Source organism: Micromonospora phaseoli (assembly GCF_900109115.1).
GTDB classification, from domain to species: Bacteria; Actinomycetota; Actinomycetes; order Mycobacteriales; family Micromonosporaceae; genus Micromonospora; species Micromonospora phaseoli.
Map to the genome: position 1 here is coordinate 1 of NZ_FNYV01000008.1, position 16,416 is coordinate 16,416.

The following is a 16,416-nucleotide window of genomic DNA, read 5'->3' on the forward strand; positions in this document are numbered from 1 at the left end:
CCGCCGTACCGGAGCCAAGGCGAGGAGCGGCCCGAGGGTGTCGATGACCCGATGCGCGGCGGAGTGCGACACCCCGAACAGGGGACCGATCTGCCTCATCGTCAGGTTCGTCCGCCAGTACGCCGCGACCAGCAGCACCCGATCGGCAAGGTCGAGTGACCACTGCCGGCCCGGTCGACCATCGGCGATCGCGTCACCGCCGCGTTCGGCGACCAGCCTGACCAGCCGGCGGAACTGGACGGGCTGCAGCCCGGTGAACGGGAAGATCCATTCCGGGCGGGCTGCCGAGATCACCTGCACCCCGAAATGATCCATCATGGACGTCCGACGGAGTTACGAGACGTCCCTTAGGCCGCATGACACGCCGACCGGACCGACCCGCGCCGATCGCTCAGGCGGCTTTCCTCAGTCTCCGAAGACCCTCGGTGATGGCCGTCCGGAACTGCTCGCCGTACGCGTCCGCCGGCAGTGCGACGGGTGGAACCATCATCACTCCCGCTGATCGCGAACTGGCTGGCCCGACGATCCTGAGGGCTCGACCAGGGCGAGGGTCAAGCACCCGATTCCGGCTACCGGGACGCCTTGCGGACGCCGGGCAACTCGCCGCGTAGCGCCATCGCCCGGAAGCGCACCCGGGACAGTCCGAACCGGGTGAGCATGCCACGGGGCCTCCCGTCGACCATGTCGCGGTTGCGTAGTCGTACCGGGCTGGAGTCGCGGGGAAGTGCGGACAGCTGCCGCACCGCGTCGTCCCGGTCGACGGGATCGGTGGCCGGGTGCGCGATGGTCCGCTTCAACTCGGCGCGGCGCTGCCCGTGCCGAGCCACCAGTTGCGCCCGGCGGGCCTGCCGATTGCCCAGGCTCTTACGCGCCATCTCAGCGCGCCTCGCGGAACTCGACGTGCCGACGCACGACCGGGTCGTACTTGCGTAGCACCAACCGATCCGGATCGTTGCGGCGGTTCTTCCGGGTCACGTACGTGTAGCCGGTGCCAGCGGTGCTGCGCAGCCGGACGATCGGACGAACGTCGGTCTGCCGGGCCATCAGAATCTCACTCCCTTGGTACGCAGGTCGGCGACGACCTTCTCGATGCCCTTGCGGTCCACGGTCTTCAACGCCTTGGCCGTCAAGGTCAGGCGGATCCACCGGCGCTCCGCGGGCAGCCAGTAACGGTGACTCTGCAGGTTCGGGTTCCACCGGCGGCGGGTGCGCCGGTGGGAGTGCGACACGGCGTTGCCGAAACTCGGCTTCGCGCCGGTCACGTCACAACGTCGGGACATGGCTGCTCCTTGGAGGACGAACTGAATGCTAATGACAATCGTTTCCTTTATACCTCAGTGATTCCGTCGGCCGCCGGGCGGGTCATCCACGATCCGCACCGGCACGTCGGCCCCGAGCGAGTACCCGACTCCATGCACGGTCCGGATCAGCGGCAGGTCGGTGCCGATCTTGACCCGCACCCTCCGCACCTGCACGTCGACGTTCCGAGCGCTGGTGAAGGTGTGGCCCCAGACGCATTCGAGCAACTGCGTTCGGCTGAACACCTGGCGTGGATGCGCCACCAGATGCCACAGCAGGTCGAACTCACGCCGGGTCAGCACGACCTCCCGGCCACCCCGGTAGACCACCCGCGCCCGCGGCGACACCCGCAGGGCGTCCGGGCCACCGGCACCGTCCACGTCACCCGCCGCCAGGCGATCGACCAGACGTAGCAGGCGCTCCAGATCGCCATGGCCGCCGTCCGGACCCAGCCGCACCCGAACACTCACCACGAGCCCGTCGTCGTCGACGGTCACCACGTCGGCGGATGCCCGGGGCCCTCGCTCCACCTCGTCAAGGATCACCTGCCTATAATGACAATCGTTTTCAGTAGAGTCGAGAGGACTGTGATGTCGACGTCATCTGTCGCTTCGGCCGGCCAGGCCGCCGCGGATCAGGTCGCTCGCCCGTCGTTGACCGTGCTCAGCGGCTTCTGGCCCGCGGCGACGTACGCCGTCGCCCGCGCCCTGCTCGCCGCGGACCCGGCGCTGTTGCTGGTCCGGCATGATCTCGCCGAGCTGCGCAACGGCGCCGTGCACCGGGTGGTCCGCGACGGTGCGGGCGTGCTGGAGGACGAACGGGTCTGCCTCGCCCACGGCTGCGTCTCCTGCACCCTGCGCGAGGACGTCCTGCCCACCCTCGCCCGACTGGTCCGCACCCAACCCGGCCGCGACATCGTGCTGATGTTGCCCGAGGTGGTCGAACCGGAGGCGGTCGCCGCGGCCTGCGCCCACTGCCTCGTCGACGGCGCGCCGATCACCGAGCTGCTGCACATCGACTCGTACGCCACCGTGGTCGACGCCGAGCATCTCCTCGACGGCCTGGCCAGCACCGACGACCTGAGGGCCCTCGGCATCCACGCCGCCGACGACGACGACCGGTCACTCGCCGACGTCATCGTCCGACAGATCGAGTACGCCGACACCCTCGTCCTGTGGGGACACTCCCCCGACGGCAGCTACGACACCGACCGGCTGGCGGTGCTCCTCGCCCGCATGACGCCATGGGCGACCCAGATCCACATCGCTGACGATGTCGTCGACGCGTACGCACTGGCCCAGCAACTCCGCGACACACGGCGGTACCGCCCGGAGACCCCGGGCGTACTCGTCCGAGGTCTCGAAGGGCATCTGCTCGGCGTGCACGAGCCGCAGCCGGACTGCGGGATCGTCTCGGCGGTCTTCCGGGCCCGCCGCCCCTTACACCCGCAACGGCTACATGCCGCGCTCGAGGAGGTGAACGCCGAGGTGATCCGCTCCCGCGGCCACCTCTGGCTGGCCAGCCAGCCGGAGACCGTCATCGCCTGGGACTTCGCCGGCGGCGGTCTGGCCATGGGATCACTCGGGCGCTGGCTCGCCGCGTTGCCCGACCGCTACTGGGACGAGGTCTCCGACCACCGCCGGCTGGCCGCCGCGATGGACTGGGACCCCTACTACGGCGACCGCCACCAGCACCTGGTCTTCATCGGCCTGGACCTCGATCCGGTCGACCTGCACCGCGCCCTCGCCGCCTGCCTGCTCACCGACGCCGAACTCGCCGACGGCGAGGACGTCTGGCGCACCTACGACGACCCGTTCGGCGGCTGCTTCCCGCTCGCCGCGACCCACCAAGACCCTGAGGCAACTGAAGGAGACCCCGCATGAAGCCCGACATCCACCCCGCCTACCTGCCGGCGGGCCCGCAGCAGCACCAGCACCAGGGCCCCGACGAGGACGAACCCGACGCCCAGGGCAGGTACCCGCCAGGACGAGCCGGTACGCGGCAGATTTCCGTTACCCGAGCCGTTGCCACCACTGCCCGATCCGTTGCCACCGCTGCCCGACCCGGGGCCGAAGCCGGTGCTCGGATCGGTGGCCTCGCCGACCGCGAACGTCACGGTTCTGGTGTCCGTCACCTCGGCGCCCGCCGTGGTGGTGGCGCTCATCTCGAACGACAGCCGGTAGAGGCCGGGCGCGCTGAACGCCCAGTTGCCGTGGGCATGCGTGTTCGCCGGGATGTCCAGCCGCTGCGGCGTGTCCTTGGTGGAGTCGAAGAGGACCTCGGCGGCACCGAACGATCCGGTGAGGAAAAGGGTGAAGCGGCCCGGCCCCTCGGCGCCGGCGAACGTCCATCTCACCGAACCACGGATACCTGAGACGACGGACGGATGCTGGGTGTTCCAACCCGGCCACACGATGCCGGACTGCTGCGCCTGTGCCAGCAGCCACACCGGATCACCGGGCGATCCCAGGAAGTCGGCTCCGTCTGGCACGGTGGTCTTGGCGTTGTCCATGACGTGCAGCACCACGTCAGCGAGATTCCGCCAGACCGCTGGCGTCACCGTGTCGTCCTTGAGGCGGATCGTCCAGTCGGAGCCGTCCAGCTGCGGGCCCATGTCGACATGCCCGTCATCGATCACCACGCGTCCCGAGCTGGCCGCGGTGTTCAGCTTCTCGGCCGGCGCGGCGAGCAGTGGTTGCGCCGCCGACGGTGTCAGCGACGCGCCAGCGGATTGCCGCGCGGCCGTGGCGGGTCGCTCCACCTCCCGCATCGGTGCCGGCTGCGGCGCCGGAGCAGGGACATCCGCGTCCACCGGCGTGCCGAACTCCGGCACCCGTACGCGATAGACGGCATCGCTGCTCGCCCGCGTACCGTCGGCAAGCGTCGCCGTGGCGGTCAGTGGCACCGAGTAGTCGCCCGCCGCGCCGAACAACCAGACCAGGGCACCGGTGCGGGTCGACGCCGGCAGCTCGGCGCGGCGCGGTGATCCGTCCACGGTGCCGAACAGCGGGGTGGGCGCACCCAGGCCGGCGAGCGTGTACGCGACGAAGTCACCCGGCCCGTCCACCGTACCGAGGGACAACTCGACCACCCCGGCGCGCACCTCGGCCCGACGTACCCCCGTCGTGTCCAGCGAGGTGAATTCCGTGTCGCCGGCGGTGAGCGCCCACATCGGGCGTCCTGGCGTGCCGAGGAACTCGAACGCGGGGTGGTCGGGCACCCGGACGGCCGCCCCGCCGTCCGGCCCCAACAGCCTCCCGGCGGGTTCCACCCGGTCGACCGGCTGGCCGTCGGCCGCCGCCTCGCGGGCCCGCAGGTAAAGCTTCCCGTCCCGAAGCGTGATGGACACGAGGTCGGCACCGGCCGCGTCGAACCGGGCCCCCGCACCGCCGTCTGGCGGCGGTGCGGCCACCGCGGGCACCGCGGCGGCCACCAGCCCGGCCAGCGCCGACGCGGCGACGGTCACGGCGATCCGACGCCCGGCCACCGTGGCTCTTGCGGTTACTGCCTGACGCAGCGTGATCATTCGCTCCTCTTCCTTGGCGGGTTCAGTCGGTGGCGTGGATGGTGTTGCCGCCGGCGTCGGCGGGGTCCCGAGGGGCGGGCGGGGGCAGTGGCTTTCCGTCCTCGGCGGCCTCGGCGCGGCCCTGCTCTCGCGCGGCGGCCACGGCGCGTTCGAGTTGCTGTGCCGCGCGTCGCCGTCGGCGACGGCGACGGGCGACGGTCAACCAGCTGGCGGCCGCGACGAGCAGCAGGATGGCCAGTTGAGACCAGGGCAGCGCCCAGAGCCCGACCCGCTGGGTCACCGTCTGCGGGGGCGGGTCGAGCACCTCGTCCGTCACCGGTCCCGGCTCGACGACGAGCGTGGCCTGCAGCCGGAACAGCGGCGGTACGCCGTCGATGCGAACGCTGGTCCGGTAGCTGCTGCCGGGCAGGATCTCCGGCAGGGGCTCGCCGACTCCGAGCCGTCGGGCCACCCCGAAGGGACCGGTGACGGTGAGTTCCGGTCGACCGGTCAGCCGGAGGTTGCCGGTGTTGCGCACGGTGAGCTCGGCGGTGACGGTGCCACCGCGCAGCGGATGCCAGGTGCCGTCGTGCGTCACGGTCAGGTTCTCGACGTCGAGGGCCGGTTGCAGCTCACCGGTGACCCGCAGGTACACCCGCGCGCCCACCCGATGGTCGACAGCGACCTGGTTTCCCTCGTCATCCGTGCCGGTCGCGGCCAGCGACGCCACGATGCCGCCCGGATGGTCGCCGGGGGTGGCGTTGCGCGGTACCGCCAGGGTGAACGGCACGTCCAGTCGGGACGTCGACGGCACGGTGAAGGTCCGCGTCTTGAAGGTGACCCAGGCGCCGACGTCGACCGGCTTCTTGGCGGCGGCCAGCAGGTCGAATCCGCCCTGCGCGGTGGTGAACGCGTCGCTGGCGTACAGGTCGAGGGTGATCGGACGGTCGGAGTGGTTGGTGACCGCCACGTAGTCGGTCAGGGTGGCACCCGGGCCGAGCTTGTACTCGAAGGCGGGCCGTCCGTCCGGGCCTTTGCGGCTCGACGGAGCGACTCCCCAGGTGAGCGGGGCCGCGTCGGCGGGAGCCGTGGGGGCCGGCGCCGGGGCTGCCAGGGCGGGAGCCGCGGGAGGGACTGATCCGGCCGCGAGGGCGAGCACGACGGCGAGAGCGGCGGGCGTACGCATTCGAGTGTTCCGTTCGAAGGTGGTGGGACAGGCTGGGCGATCGAGGCGGAGCCTGCGCCCAGCCTGTCCGTGTCTCATCGTCAGATTGCGGTCAGGGTGAGCGTCGCGGTGTAGGTGCCAGGTGCGGTCTCGGTCGGCAGGTGCAGCTTCAGGCCGGCCGAGAGGGTCGCGGTGCCTCGGCCGACACCATCCGGTGCGGACCCCAGCACCACACTGTTGACCAGGCCACCGCCGGCGCCAGCGGCGGACGGTTCGACCGGCGAACCGGCGACCACGCCCTGGCCGGCGGACTGGTTCACGACCTGCGGCGTCCAGCCCAGGTACCCGGCGCTGAAGGTCGCGCCGGCGGCGCTGGTGAAGTCCTCCGGCACCTGGCCGGAGGCGCTCCAGCCGGGAGATCCGGCGCGGGTGTCGGTGACGGTGACCGGGCGCAGGGAGCCGCTGCTCTCCCACCGGTCACCCGCGCCGGCCAGCTGAGCCGCCGGCAGGACGACGGCACGATCGTCCGGGTCGACACTGATCACCAAGGAGCCCTGGGTCGGGTCGATGGAGGCGGTGATGGTCTGCGAGGTCCCCGGGTCCGTCGGCGGGAAGGCGACCCAGAGCCACGCTCCCTCGCTGGTAGCGACCGTGTTGTGGTCCTCGTCGTAGAGCCGCACCTGGTACTCGCAGGCGTTGAGCTCGCGGGTGGCGGTGAAGGTGTAGGTGGCTCCGGCCTCCCCCGGGATGATCGCGAACGTGTCGGAGCCGGCGCACCGGCTGAACCAGTGGTAGTGGTCCAGTTCGGTCTGCGGTGTCTGCACCGCGTGCAGCGTGACGGTGTCGCCCGCCTGGTACTCCTCGGCCATGCCGCCGATCGTCAGGGTGGTCTGCGGCCCGGTGCCGGCGAGTTCGCCGACGACGAAGGAGTACGCCACCGGTCCGGTGCTGACCGTGGTGCCGTCGGTACGCGTGGCGTCGACCTGGAAGGTCAGCGTGTAGGCGCCTTCGGCACTGAACGCCCAGTTGGCGTGGGCGTGGGTACGCACCGGTACGTCGATGGCATCCGGCAGGCCGTCGTCGCTGCGGAACTTGATCAGCGGACTGCCGAAGGTGTCCTGGGTGAACACCGACACCGCACCCGGGCCGGTGGCGTCGACGAGGCTGAGCTTGACGCGATCACCGGTGAACACGCCGGAGCCGAGGGTGGTGGTGTTCCATCCCGGCCAGAGCAGGTTCTGGTTCTGGGTGAGCGGCAGCAGCCAGACCTGGGATCCGGCTGGCCCGAGGAAGGCGAAGCGCGGATCATCGGGAACCGGCATGGCCGCCTCGGGCAGCACCTGGAAGATCACGTCCGCCGGGTCCCGGGTCACGGACGGGCTGACCGTGTCGTCGTGCACCTTCAGGGACAACTGCCCGTCCGCGTAGTGAACGTCGACGGCGTCGGTGTGTCCCTTGCTCAACACCACCTTCTCGGCAGCGGCGGCGGCGGGCGGCGCCCCGAGCACTCCGGCGGCGATCACCGCCCCGCCGATCAGGGCCGCAAGGCCGCGGACACCTGGTGTTCTCATCGTTCCTCCCCTACCGCGCCGAACTGGTGCCCGGCGCGGAGTCGGTAGACGTGGCATTGATTCCGCCACACGGTAACGGAAGTCGTTTTCATTAACCCATCACCCGTTCGGGCACCTCTACCGGTGCCGGTGTGACCTGCGACGCTTCGGCGCCGACCCGCGCCCGCGATTCGCGCCAGCGGCGCAGCACCTGGCCGTGTCGGGGCGCGAAGAGCCAGGCCAGCAGGAACACCGCGGTGGCCACCAGCACGATGGTGCCGCCGACCGGCAGGTCGTAGCTCCACGACAGGTAGAGGCCCACCAACGCGGATCCGCCACCGATCACCGGCGCGAGCAGCATCATCACCGCCAGCCGGTCGGTCAGCAGCCGCGCGGCGGCGGCAGGGGTGATCAGCAACGCGAGCACCAGGATGTTCCCGATCGTCTGCAGCGAGATCACCACGGCGAGCGTGACCAGCACGTAGAGCGCAATGTCCAGCCAGAACACCCGCAGCCCGATCGAGCGGGCCATCTCCCGGTCCAGGCAGACCGCCACCAACTCCTTGTGCAGCAGGAACACCACCGCCAGGATCGTCAGTCCGGTGAATCCGACGGTGTAGAGATCCCGATCCGGGATGCCGGTGATCGAGCCGAAGAGGAACTGTTGCAACGATCCGGCATAGCCGGGCGCCCGCGAGATGATCACGATGCCGAGTGCGAACGCGGCCACGAAGAACACCCCGATGAGCGAGTCCTCCTTGACCCGGCGGTGCTGGGCGAACACGGCGATCAACAACGCCGTCGCGATGCCGGCGACCGCGCCGCCCAGCACCAGACTGCCCTGTAGAACGAAGGCGACCGCCAGGCCCGGGAAGACCGCGTGGGCGACCGCGTCGCCGATGAACGCCATCCCGCGCAGCACCACGTAGCAGCCGACCACCCCGCAGACCACACTGGACATCACGGCGATCGCCAGCGCCTTGGGCAGGAAGGCCAGATCGGGGTTGAGCAGGTCGGCGAGGAAATCGGTGATCGACATCAGCCGGCCTGGACGATCCGTAGCAACGGAGAACGCTCGCTGACCCCGAAGGTGCGGATCCACACCTGGGGGTCACGCAGCTCCGCGGGCGTACCCTCGGCGACCACCCGCTGGTTGAGCAGGATCAGTCGGGTGCAGGAGGACATCGCACCGATCAGGTCATGGGTGGTCATCAGCAGCGCCTTTCCCTCTGCCGCGAGCCCGGTGAACAGGTCACCGAGCAACTCCTGGGTGGGCAGGTCCAGCCCGGTGAACGGCTCGTCGAGCAACAGCAACTCCGGCTCCAGCGCGAGCGCCCGGGCTACCAGCACCCGTTGCCGCTGCCCGCCGGAGAGTTCACCGACCGGCCGGCCGCGCAGGTCACCGAGGCGCACGCGATCGATCGCCTCGGCTGCCGCACGCCAGTCGGCCACCCCCGGACGGCGCAGCAACCCGATCCGCCCGGTACGGCCGCTGAGCACGGCCTGCTCCACCGAGACGGGGAACTCCCAGGCGAACTCGTGCCGCTGCGGCACGTACCCGACCGCCGACCGGCCGGGTCGGCTCGGCACTCCGGCGACCAGCACCCGTCCGGAGCGCGACCGGATCAGGGCAAGTACCGAGCGCAGCAGGGTCGTCTTCCCGGCACCGTTCGGCCCGACCAGCCCCACCAGCTCGCCATGATCGACCCGAAGCCGCACGTCGCGGAGCACCGGGCGGCCACCGAGATCGACGTCGAGGCCCTCCACCACCAGTGCGCTCATCTCGCCGCTCCCGTGCTGCGCTCCTGCTCGGCACGGCGACGGGCGGCACGCCCGCGCAGCAGCACCACGACCAGCGCGACAGCCAGACCGGTCGCGGCCACCGCCAGCCCCGCCACCAGCCACCCGCTGGGGCCGCCTGCGGACCCAGCGTCGTCGCCAGTCTCCGCCGCCGCCGACGTCGCCTCCACCGGCCGTGGCTGCGCGGCCAACGCCGCGTCGGTGGTGGCCGCGCCGCCGACCGCGAACCGCAGGTGCCGGACCGCCGACACCTGCTCGCCGCTGATCAGGTCGGCGCTCGCCCGGACCGCGACCAGGTAGACACCCGGCTCGGTGAACACCCAGTTGGCGTGCGTGTGGGTGTTGACCTCCACCCACATCGACTGGCCCGGTGGCTCCGTGGAACGCCACAACACCTGCGGGGCGCTGAAGGTGCCGGCCTGGACGTACATGGTCACCGTGCCCGGCCCTTCGACCCCGGCCAGTTCGAGGGTCACCCCACGATCGATGGTCTGCATCACCTGCGGGTCCTGCGTGTTCCAGCCCACCCACACCACGTCGGCCTGTTGGACCTGCGGCACCACGTACACCGGTGCGCCGGCGGAGACACCGAGGAATCCGTACGCCGGGTCGTCGGGAACCGTCTGGACCGCCGCCTCGGTGACCCGCAGCACGGTCCGGTCGGGATCACGCCACACCGGCTCGGCCGCGTCGTCGTGGATGAGCAGCGTCCACTGCCCGTCCACGTACCGTGGCCCGATGTCGACGTGACCTGCGGAGAGCTCCGCAGGGCCGGCCGCGACCGGCTGGTCGGGGGCGATCGACTGGCTCAGAGCCGGGTCCGGCGACGCCGGCTGACCGGCCTGCGCGACACCGACCCGCGCGACACCGGCCTGCGCAGCGGCGCCAGCTGGCCCGAGCAGCACCAGCATCGGGATCACCGTCATCAGCCGGAGAACTCTCACCTGTACCTCCTTCATATCGCCAGGCAGTTCCGCAGCGAATCGGCGTTGAAGCGCATCATCTGGACGTAGGTGGCGGCCCGGTCGTCGAGGGTGTCGCCGTAGATCTCGCAGACCCGCACATCGAGGGACCTGGCCACCTCGGTCAGGGTCGACGACCGGGCCCGGAGGTTGGGCTCCAGGAAGACCGCCGGCACCTGGAGGTTGCGGATCGTGTCGGTGAGCCGACGACGGTCGGCGAGGCTCGGTTCGGCGGCCGGGTGCGGCGTGACGAAGCCGGAGATCTGCACGTCGTACGCGGCACCGAGGTAACCGAACGCATCGTGGGTGGTGATCAGGTGCCGGCGGCTGGGCGGGATCTGCGCGACGGTGTCCCGCACGTACCCGTCGAGAGCCTCCAGCTCCGCGACGTACCCGGTCGCGTTGGCCCGGTACTGCCTGGCGCCGGCCGGGTCCACGCGGATCAGGGTGTCCCTGATCAGCTCCACGTAGGAGATGGCGTTCCGGACGTTCTGCCACAGGTGCGGGTCGATCTCGCCGTGCACGTGCTTGCCGAGCACCGCCTGCGGAAGTTGGTGGATCTGGGTTCCGGGCCGACCGAGAAAGCGGAACGCGCGGTCGGTCGGCACCTCGGCGAGCGCCTTGTTCGGCACCTCGATCACGGTGCGGGACGGGTCGTGGATCCGCTGGTGTCCGTCGCCATCGCCGTGCGGATCGTCCAGCAGGTAGATGGCGGGCTCGTCGCGTACGACAGCGTCCAGGTCGACGGTCAGATCGGCGTGGCCGGAGCGCAGGACCGTGGCACCAGGCATGTCGGGCACGCTGTGCGGATCCACCCCGACGGCGAAGGTGAAGGTCTGCTCCCCCAGGGGTACGGGCCGGGTGTCAGGGGTGACCGCAAGGTGCGCCACCATGCTCAGCCGGTACACGCCGGGCTCGGCGAACGCCCAACTCATGTGCGTGTGCGCGTCGGGCGGCAGGGTGGCGGTGTCGTCCCGGTAGCCGTTGGCCGCCTCGAAGCCGTCGGCCGAGTTGAGATAGAAGGTCGGTCTGCCGAATGACTCGGTCAGGTAGGCCGCCATGGCACCGGGCCCGGTCACCGCTGTCCCGCTGAGCAGGACATCCGAGGCACGGCTGGCGCCGTAGTCGGCACCGGTGCCGCGTACCCGCATGCCGAGCCAGATGGCGTCCAGCGCGACGTTCTCCACCAGCGGGATGATCTCGGCCGCGTACTTGACCGCGCCTTCGGCGAGCGAGACGTTCGGCACGCCGTCACGCAGGTTGGCGTCCAGCGCCTTGATGACGGCGTGCTCCTCCAGCAGCATGTAGTTGCTGAAGGCGACATCGGCGTACACCACGTTGCGCACGTCGCGCAGGGACGGCTCGTACGCGTGCGGGTCAGCACCGTCGGGCACCAGCGAGCTGGTCACGACCCGGTCGCCGCCCACGTTTCGCACCAGGTCCCGCAGGATCCCCGTCGTCGTCACGACCTGGATGCGTCCGTCACGATCGCTGAGCACGTCGGGGCGGGCACACCCGGCCAGCCCGACGCCGAGCACGAGCAGTACGACCAGCCAACGCGCGTGACGCACGGTTCTGCCCCCTCCGAGGATCGCGGAAGCAGCAGGCTACCACGTTATCGGTAATGGTTATCATGTGGTTTACGTGTCGGCCGGGCGACGAAACGGCCGCGCCCGGCCCGCGGGCGATGCGGGCCGGGCGCGGCACGGACGGGGCGTACGACGAATCAACCGACCTGGAAGGTGAACTGCCCGGTGGTGCTCACGGTCTGCCCGTTGGCGGCCCGCACTCCGCTCACCTGGAAGGTCGCCACGTAGGTGCCCGCCACGTCGAAGCCCCAGTTGACGTGGGCGTGCACGTTGCGGTTGACGTTCAGGCTGTCCGGCAGCCCGTCACCGCTGTCGAAGAGCACGGTCGGAGTGCCACCCGAGGCGGTGAAGATGCTGAACCCGCCGGGCCCCTGCACGTTGGTCAGCCGGAACACCACCCGGTTGTTCTGTAGGGCACCGCTGGCCACCTCGGTGGTGTTCCAGCCGGCCCAGAGCAGCCCGGCGGTGCTGGTCTGCGGCAGGACGTACGCGTGACCGCCGCTGCCGAGGAACGACCAGGCCGAACCCGACGGCACCGCCGTGTACGCCGTGGACCCGACCCTGAACACCACGGTGGACGGATCGCGCTCCACCGGCGTGGCACCGGTGTCGTCGCGGACACTGACCACGATCGGACCACCGGCGGCGTGGTTGACGTCGATGACGTCGACATGCCCGCTGGTCAGCTCGATGACAGCAGCCGTTGCCGGCGTGGCAGCCGTGAGCGACAGCGCTCCCGCCAACAGCGCCGACGTGGCACCGGCGAGCCAGCCACGGGTACGGGTGCTCCGCATCGCCGATCCTCCTATCTGTCGCCCGGCCATCAGGGCAGGACGACGAAGCGCAGCTGGACCGAGTCGGACTCGACGACGGTGGCGGTGCCGGCCAGGGTCGCGCTGGCCTTGACCTTCAGCAGATAGACACCGGCCTTGCTGAAGGCCCAGTTGGCGTGCAGGTGGTCGCCGACCGGCAGGTCCACGACGTCCGGCAGGCCGTCACGGCTGTTGGCCAGCACCGTCGGCAGGCCGAACAGGTTCTCGGTGTAGATGGCCACCCGCCCCGAACTGGGGGCGCTGATCAACTGCTGCACCGTCAGGTCGACCGAGTCACCCTCGAAGACGCCCTCCTCCAGTTCTTCGGTGGCGATGCCGGCCCAGATCAGGTCCTCGTTCTGCACCTGCGGCAGAACCCACACCGGGGAGCCGGCACTGCCCAGGAAGCTGAAAGCGGGATCGCTGGGCACCGTGGTCCTGGCCTCCGGCTTGACGACGAAGATGACGTCGGAGTGGTGCCGGTGTGCGCCGGGATCGACGGTGTCGTCGTGCACGGCGAGTTCGAGTTCGCCGTCCTCGTACTCCACTTCGATCACGTCGACGTGGCCGGCAGAGATAACCACCGGCACGGTCACGCCGTGGGCCTGCGCGGGCGCGGCAGGAACAACGAGTGCCGCGATCATCGCGGCACCGGCCGCCAGCGCACCTGTGGCACGACGGCGGGTTGCGGTCAACACGAGACAGACTCCTCTCCCAGTGACCCCTGGCGGGCCACTTAGGCGTAATGGTATTCGTTTTCATCTACCGTGGATAGAGCGCACCGCCTCCGGTTCGATCAGGCAGCCCACAAACGAGGGACCATGGCCGGATTCAGCCATGGTCCCTCGCTTGGTGCCTGCGGACGCCCCGCTCCGGGTGCGGTCAGACGGTGGCCGTGACGGCCGCCGCGGCCTCCATCCGGAACTCCGGGTCGATCTGCGCGGTGAGGTCGACACCGGCCCGGTCGTTGGCCCACGCCTCGGCGTTGCGCCGGTGGAACTCGTGGGCCAGCCGGGTGAACGCCGCCCAATCCTGCGCAGTGTCGTCGACGGCGTCGGTCAACCGTCCGAGCACGGCCCGGTTGACCTCCTCCAACTCTTCGAGCGGCCCGACCGTGCCGCGTTCGGCCCGCCGCACGTACGCCGAACGGCCCAGCCAACCCAGCAGATCCGCGCCGACGTGCTCGCGAAGGAACTCCACGTCGGTGGCGTCCTCCACCTTGTTGCCGATAACCGACAGCGCGACCCCGTAGTCGCGGGCGTAGCCGGCGTACTGGCGATAGACGCTGAGGCTGCGCACGGTCGGCTCGCACACCAGGAAGGTGCGGTCGAAGCGGGTGAACAACCCCGACGCGAACGAATCGGCGCCCGCGGTCATGTCCACCACCACATACTCACCCGGACCGTCGAGCAGGTGATTGAGCAGCAGCTCGACGGCCCCGACCTTCGAGTGGTAGCAGGAGACGCCAAGATCCTCGGCAGCGAACTCGCCGGTCACCGCCATCCGCACCCCGCCCACGTCCCGCACGCAGGCCGCGTAGATCGGGTTCTCCTCCACCACCCGCAACAACCGGGAGCCCCGACCGGGCGGGGTGGTCTTCACCATCTCGGCCGCCGACCCGATGCGGGGATTGTCGCCGCGCAGGTATTCCTTGATCGCCGGCAGGTGCTCACCCAGCGACGTCGCCGTCGTCGCGGCGTGCGCCGGTCCACCGAGGGCCACCGCGAGGTGCTGGTTGATGTCGGCGTCGACAGCCAGCACCGGCCGGGCCTCGCCGGCGAGGTGACGGGCGAACAACGCGGCGAGGGTGGTCTTCCCGCTGCCGCCCTTGCCGACGAATGCGACCTTCATCGCCGCCACCCCAAGCCGTCGCTAATGGTAACCGTTTCCATAGTCGGCATGGTAACGGACCGTTCCGCCCGGCCGCCGCCGAACCCGCCGATCGGCCGTCTCCAGTTTGCCCAGCACGTGGTCGAGCACACGCCGCCACGTCGCGTCACGCTGGAGCCGCTAGCCGTCGACACTTGAGCAAGGAATCTGGTGGAACCTGTCGAAGACCGGTACCGGCCGTTCGTCACCCGGACGACGCACGCTGCCAACCATGAGGAGCAACGATGAGGTACGCGATGTTGATCTGCGGCGACGACCGCGAGTGGACCGCGCTGTCGCCGGCCGACGAGCAGGACGTGATGAAGCAGGTCTACGAGTGGTACGAGCGGTGGCAGCCGACCGGCAAGATCGCCGACGGCGGCGCCGAACTGCAGCCGCAGGAGACGGCAAAGACGGTACGTGCCGGCGCGGACGGCCAGCCGGTGATCACTGACGGGCCGTACCTGGAGCTCAAGGAGGTCATCGGCGCGATCGTCATGCTGGAGTGCGACGACATCGACGAGGCCGCGCGGATCGCGGCCACCTGGCCACTCGCCGCCGGGATGAGCGCACTGGAGGTCCGTCCCGTGATGAGCCGCGAATAGCGGTGAGGCAGGGGCGCCGGTCTCACAGCCGGCGCCTCAGCTCGCCCACCCGACGCGACATCAGCTCCCGTTCGGCCGGGTTCGTCGCCAGCTCCAGGGCCCGCTCCGCCGCCGTCAGCGCCTCGGCCACACGGTCGAGGGTGGCCAACAGTTCAGCCCGGGCAGCATGCCACAGGTGGTAATTGGCAAGCCGGTCGGAGAGCCCGTCGACCTCGTCCAGCGCCGAGGTAGGGCCCACCGCGAACCGCGTGGCCACTGACCGGTTCAGCAGCACAACCGGCGACGGGTCCAACGCGTACAGCCGGTCGTACAGCGCCCGCACCTCGTCCCAGTTGGTGGCCTCGTACGTGGCGGCCAGGGCGTGCAGCGCGGCGATGCCGGCCTGCAGCTGGTACGGCCCGGTCCGGCCCTGGCGCACCGCAGCCCGCAGCCGCAGCGCCGCCCGCTCGATCGCCGCCCTGTCCCACAGCCGCCGGTCCTGTTGGTCGAGCAGCACGATGCGGCCCCACGAGTCGAACCGCGCGTCGGCGCGGGCGTGGTGCAGCTCCAGCAACGCTGCCAGGCCGGCGGCCTCCGGCTCACGGGGCAGCAGCTCGGCGAGCTGGCGCGCCAACTCGACCCCCTCGCGGGCCAGCTCGCGCCGCTGGCCGGACCGGCCGCTGGACAGATACCCCTCGTTGAACACCAGGTAGATCACCGCGAGCACGGCGGGTAGCCGGTCGGCGTACTCATGCGGTTGTGGCACCTCGAACCGGATGCCGCGTTCCCGCAGCTGCCGCTTGGCCCGGGAGAGCCGCTGCGCCATCGTCGGCAGCGGCACCAGAAACGCGGCGGCGATCTCGGCGGTGCTCAGGCCGCTGGCGGCGTAGAGCGTCAGTGCCACCCGGGCCGGCTCGGCCAGGTCCGGGTGGCAGCACGCGAACACCAGGGCCAGCCGATCGTCCACGCCCGGCTCCGGCGGCGGTTGCGCGGCCACCCGGGCCACCTTCTCCCGGCCGACGGCGTCCCGGCGCAGCCGGTCCAGCGCCTTGCGCCAGCCCGTGGTGACCAGCCACCCGGTGGGGCTCTCCGGCACACCCTCGTCGGGCCAGCGCTTGAGCGCCTCGGCCAGCGCCTCCGACAACGCCTCTTCGGCCAGGTCGAAGTCGCCGAGCCGACGGCTGAGCGCGCCGAGCATGCCCGCCGCGTCCGTCCGCCAGATCCCGTCCAACAGCTCCGCCACGTCACCCACCGCACCAGGGTGCAACACGGCGGGACCGA

18 protein-coding genes are annotated in these 16,416 nt (G+C 70.6%); 2 read left to right on the forward strand and 16 right to left on the reverse strand.

Annotated elements, in window-relative coordinates; all coding sequences use genetic code 11:
- From BMY89_RS19985 to BMY89_RS20005, 5 genes are all read right to left on the reverse strand, one after another.
- Positions 1–315, reverse strand: a 315-nt coding sequence (locus BMY89_RS19985) for a helix-turn-helix domain-containing protein (protein ID WP_232521469.1), incomplete at its 3' end; no start/stop codon positions are given.
- Between the two features lie 254 nt (positions 316–569).
- Positions 570–875 carry a 30S ribosomal protein S14 gene (gene rpsN / locus BMY89_RS19990; protein ID WP_092381562.1) on the reverse strand — a complete coding sequence of 102 codons (306 nt, stop codon included), beginning with the start codon at positions 873–875 and terminating at the stop codon, positions 570–572.
- A gap of 1 nt (position 876) precedes the next feature.
- Positions 877–1,044 (reverse strand): 50S ribosomal protein L33, encoded by a 168-nt coding sequence (gene rpmG / locus BMY89_RS19995; RefSeq protein WP_013287204.1) that lies wholly within the window; start codon positions 1,042–1,044, stop codon positions 877–879.
- Entirely contained in the window at positions 1,044–1,280 is a 237-nt protein-coding gene (gene rpmB / locus BMY89_RS20000) for a 50S ribosomal protein L28 (protein WP_092381563.1), read from the reverse strand. The genes rpmG and rpmB overlap by 1 nt, the downstream gene beginning before the upstream one ends.
- 54 nt (positions 1,281–1,334) lie before the next feature.
- Positions 1,335–1,844 (reverse strand): winged helix-turn-helix domain-containing protein, encoded by a 510-nt coding sequence (locus tag BMY89_RS20005; RefSeq protein WP_092381564.1) that lies wholly within the window; start codon positions 1,842–1,844, stop codon positions 1,335–1,337.
- A gap of 45 nt (positions 1,845–1,889) precedes the next feature.
- Between BMY89_RS20005 and BMY89_RS20010 the strand changes: the two genes are divergently transcribed.
- Entirely contained in the window at positions 1,890–3,182 is a 1,293-nt protein-coding gene (locus BMY89_RS20010; RefSeq protein ID WP_092381565.1) for a CobW family GTP-binding protein, read from the forward strand.
- Here BMY89_RS20010 and BMY89_RS20015 read toward each other — a convergent pair.
- From BMY89_RS20015 to BMY89_RS20060, 10 genes are all read right to left on the reverse strand, one after another.
- Entirely contained in the window at positions 3,101–4,825 is a 1,725-nt protein-coding gene (locus BMY89_RS20015) for a TIGR03773 family transporter-associated surface protein (protein ID WP_092381566.1), read from the reverse strand. The genes BMY89_RS20010 and BMY89_RS20015 overlap by 82 nt on opposite strands.
- Positions 4,826–4,847: 22 nt before the next feature.
- Positions 4,848–5,990: a WxL protein peptidoglycan domain-containing protein gene (locus BMY89_RS20020; RefSeq protein WP_092381567.1), complete on the reverse strand. Its 1,143-nt coding sequence runs from the start codon at positions 5,988–5,990 to the stop codon at positions 4,848–4,850.
- An 80-nt stretch (positions 5,991–6,070) separates the two neighbouring features.
- Positions 6,071–7,540 carry a choice-of-anchor M domain-containing protein gene (locus tag BMY89_RS20025; RefSeq protein ID WP_092381568.1) on the reverse strand — a complete coding sequence of 490 codons (1,470 nt, stop codon included), beginning with the start codon at positions 7,538–7,540 and terminating at the stop codon, positions 6,071–6,073.
- Between the two features lie 91 nt (positions 7,541–7,631).
- Entirely contained in the window at positions 7,632–8,558 is a 927-nt protein-coding gene (locus tag BMY89_RS20030; protein ID WP_092381569.1) for an anchored repeat-type ABC transporter permease subunit, read from the reverse strand.
- Complete coding sequence (locus BMY89_RS20035) at positions 8,558–9,301, reverse strand: anchored repeat-type ABC transporter ATP-binding subunit (protein ID WP_092381570.1); 744 nt, start codon at positions 9,299–9,301, stop codon at positions 8,558–8,560. The genes BMY89_RS20030 and BMY89_RS20035 overlap by 1 nt, the downstream gene beginning before the upstream one ends.
- Positions 9,298–10,245: a choice-of-anchor M domain-containing protein gene (locus BMY89_RS20040; RefSeq protein WP_092381799.1), complete on the reverse strand. Its 948-nt coding sequence runs from the start codon at positions 10,243–10,245 to the stop codon at positions 9,298–9,300. Before BMY89_RS20040 ends, BMY89_RS20035 begins: the two co-directional genes overlap by 4 nt.
- 29 nt (positions 10,246–10,274) lie before the next feature.
- On the reverse strand, positions 10,275–11,852 hold the full coding sequence (locus tag BMY89_RS20045) for an anchored repeat ABC transporter, substrate-binding protein (protein ID WP_372433268.1): 1,578 nt from the start codon (positions 11,850–11,852) through the stop codon (positions 10,275–10,277).
- A 155-nt stretch (positions 11,853–12,007) separates the two neighbouring features.
- The gene (locus BMY89_RS20050) at positions 12,008–12,664 is read right to left on the reverse strand and encodes a choice-of-anchor M domain-containing protein (RefSeq protein WP_092381572.1); all 657 of its coding nucleotides are present in this window, start codon (positions 12,662–12,664) and stop codon (positions 12,008–12,010) included.
- A gap of 29 nt (positions 12,665–12,693) precedes the next feature.
- Positions 12,694–13,326 (reverse strand): choice-of-anchor M domain-containing protein, encoded by a 633-nt coding sequence (locus tag BMY89_RS20055; protein WP_092381573.1) that lies wholly within the window; start codon positions 13,324–13,326, stop codon positions 12,694–12,696.
- Between the two features lie 238 nt (positions 13,327–13,564).
- Positions 13,565–14,533, reverse strand: coding sequence for an ATP-binding protein (locus BMY89_RS20060; protein ID WP_092381800.1), 969 nt, complete (start codon positions 14,531–14,533; stop codon positions 13,565–13,567).
- Between the two features lie 263 nt (positions 14,534–14,796).
- On the opposite strand from BMY89_RS20060, the gene BMY89_RS20065 reads away from it, so the two are divergent.
- Positions 14,797–15,156: a YciI family protein gene (locus BMY89_RS20065; protein WP_092381574.1), complete on the forward strand. Its 360-nt coding sequence runs from the start codon at positions 14,797–14,799 to the stop codon at positions 15,154–15,156.
- Positions 15,157–15,178: 22 nt separating this feature from the next.
- Here BMY89_RS20065 and BMY89_RS20070 read toward each other — a convergent pair whose 3' ends face one another.
- Positions 15,179–16,387: an RNA polymerase sigma factor gene (locus tag BMY89_RS20070; RefSeq protein ID WP_269766876.1), complete on the reverse strand. Its 1,209-nt coding sequence runs from the start codon at positions 16,385–16,387 to the stop codon at positions 15,179–15,181.
- Between the last annotated feature and the right edge of the window lie 29 nt (positions 16,388–16,416).

Bases quoted from the DNA above. Each gene is read 5' to 3' on its own strand.
- rpsN (WP_092381562.1), bottom strand. From the start codon at position 875: ATGGCGCGTAAGAGCCTGGGCAATCGGCAGGCCCGCCGGGCGCAACTG.
- rpmG (WP_013287204.1), bottom strand. From the start codon at position 1,044: ATGGCCCGGCAGACCGACGTTCGTCCGATCGTCCGGCTGCGCAGCACC.
- rpmB (WP_092381563.1), bottom strand. From the start codon at position 1,280: ATGTCCCGACGTTGTGACGTGACCGGCGCGAAGCCGAGTTTCGGCAAC.
- BMY89_RS20010 (WP_092381565.1), top strand. From the start codon at position 1,890: ATGTCGACGTCATCTGTCGCTTCGGCCGGCCAGGCCGCCGCGGATCAG.
- BMY89_RS20015 (WP_092381566.1), bottom strand. From the start codon at position 4,825: ATGATCACGCTGCGTCAGGCAGTAACCGCAAGAGCCACGGTGGCCGGG.
- BMY89_RS20020 (WP_092381567.1), bottom strand. From the start codon at position 5,990: ATGCGTACGCCCGCCGCTCTCGCCGTCGTGCTCGCCCTCGCGGCCGGA.
- BMY89_RS20025 (WP_092381568.1), bottom strand. From the start codon at position 7,540: ATGAGAACACCAGGTGTCCGCGGCCTTGCGGCCCTGATCGGCGGGGCG.
- BMY89_RS20030 (WP_092381569.1), bottom strand. From the start codon at position 8,558: ATGTCGATCACCGATTTCCTCGCCGACCTGCTCAACCCCGATCTGGCC.
- BMY89_RS20035 (WP_092381570.1), bottom strand. From the start codon at position 9,301: ATGAGCGCACTGGTGGTGGAGGGCCTCGACGTCGATCTCGGTGGCCGC.
- BMY89_RS20040 (WP_092381799.1), bottom strand. From the start codon at position 10,245: ATGACGGTGATCCCGATGCTGGTGCTGCTCGGGCCAGCTGGCGCCGCT.
- BMY89_RS20050 (WP_092381572.1), bottom strand. From the start codon at position 12,664: ATGCGGAGCACCCGTACCCGTGGCTGGCTCGCCGGTGCCACGTCGGCG.
- BMY89_RS20055 (WP_092381573.1), bottom strand. From the start codon at position 13,326: ATGATCGCGGCACTCGTTGTTCCTGCCGCGCCCGCGCAGGCCCACGGC.
- BMY89_RS20060 (WP_092381800.1), bottom strand. From the start codon at position 14,533: ATGAAGGTCGCATTCGTCGGCAAGGGCGGCAGCGGGAAGACCACCCTC.
- BMY89_RS20065 (WP_092381574.1), top strand. From the start codon at position 14,797: ATGAGGTACGCGATGTTGATCTGCGGCGACGACCGCGAGTGGACCGCG.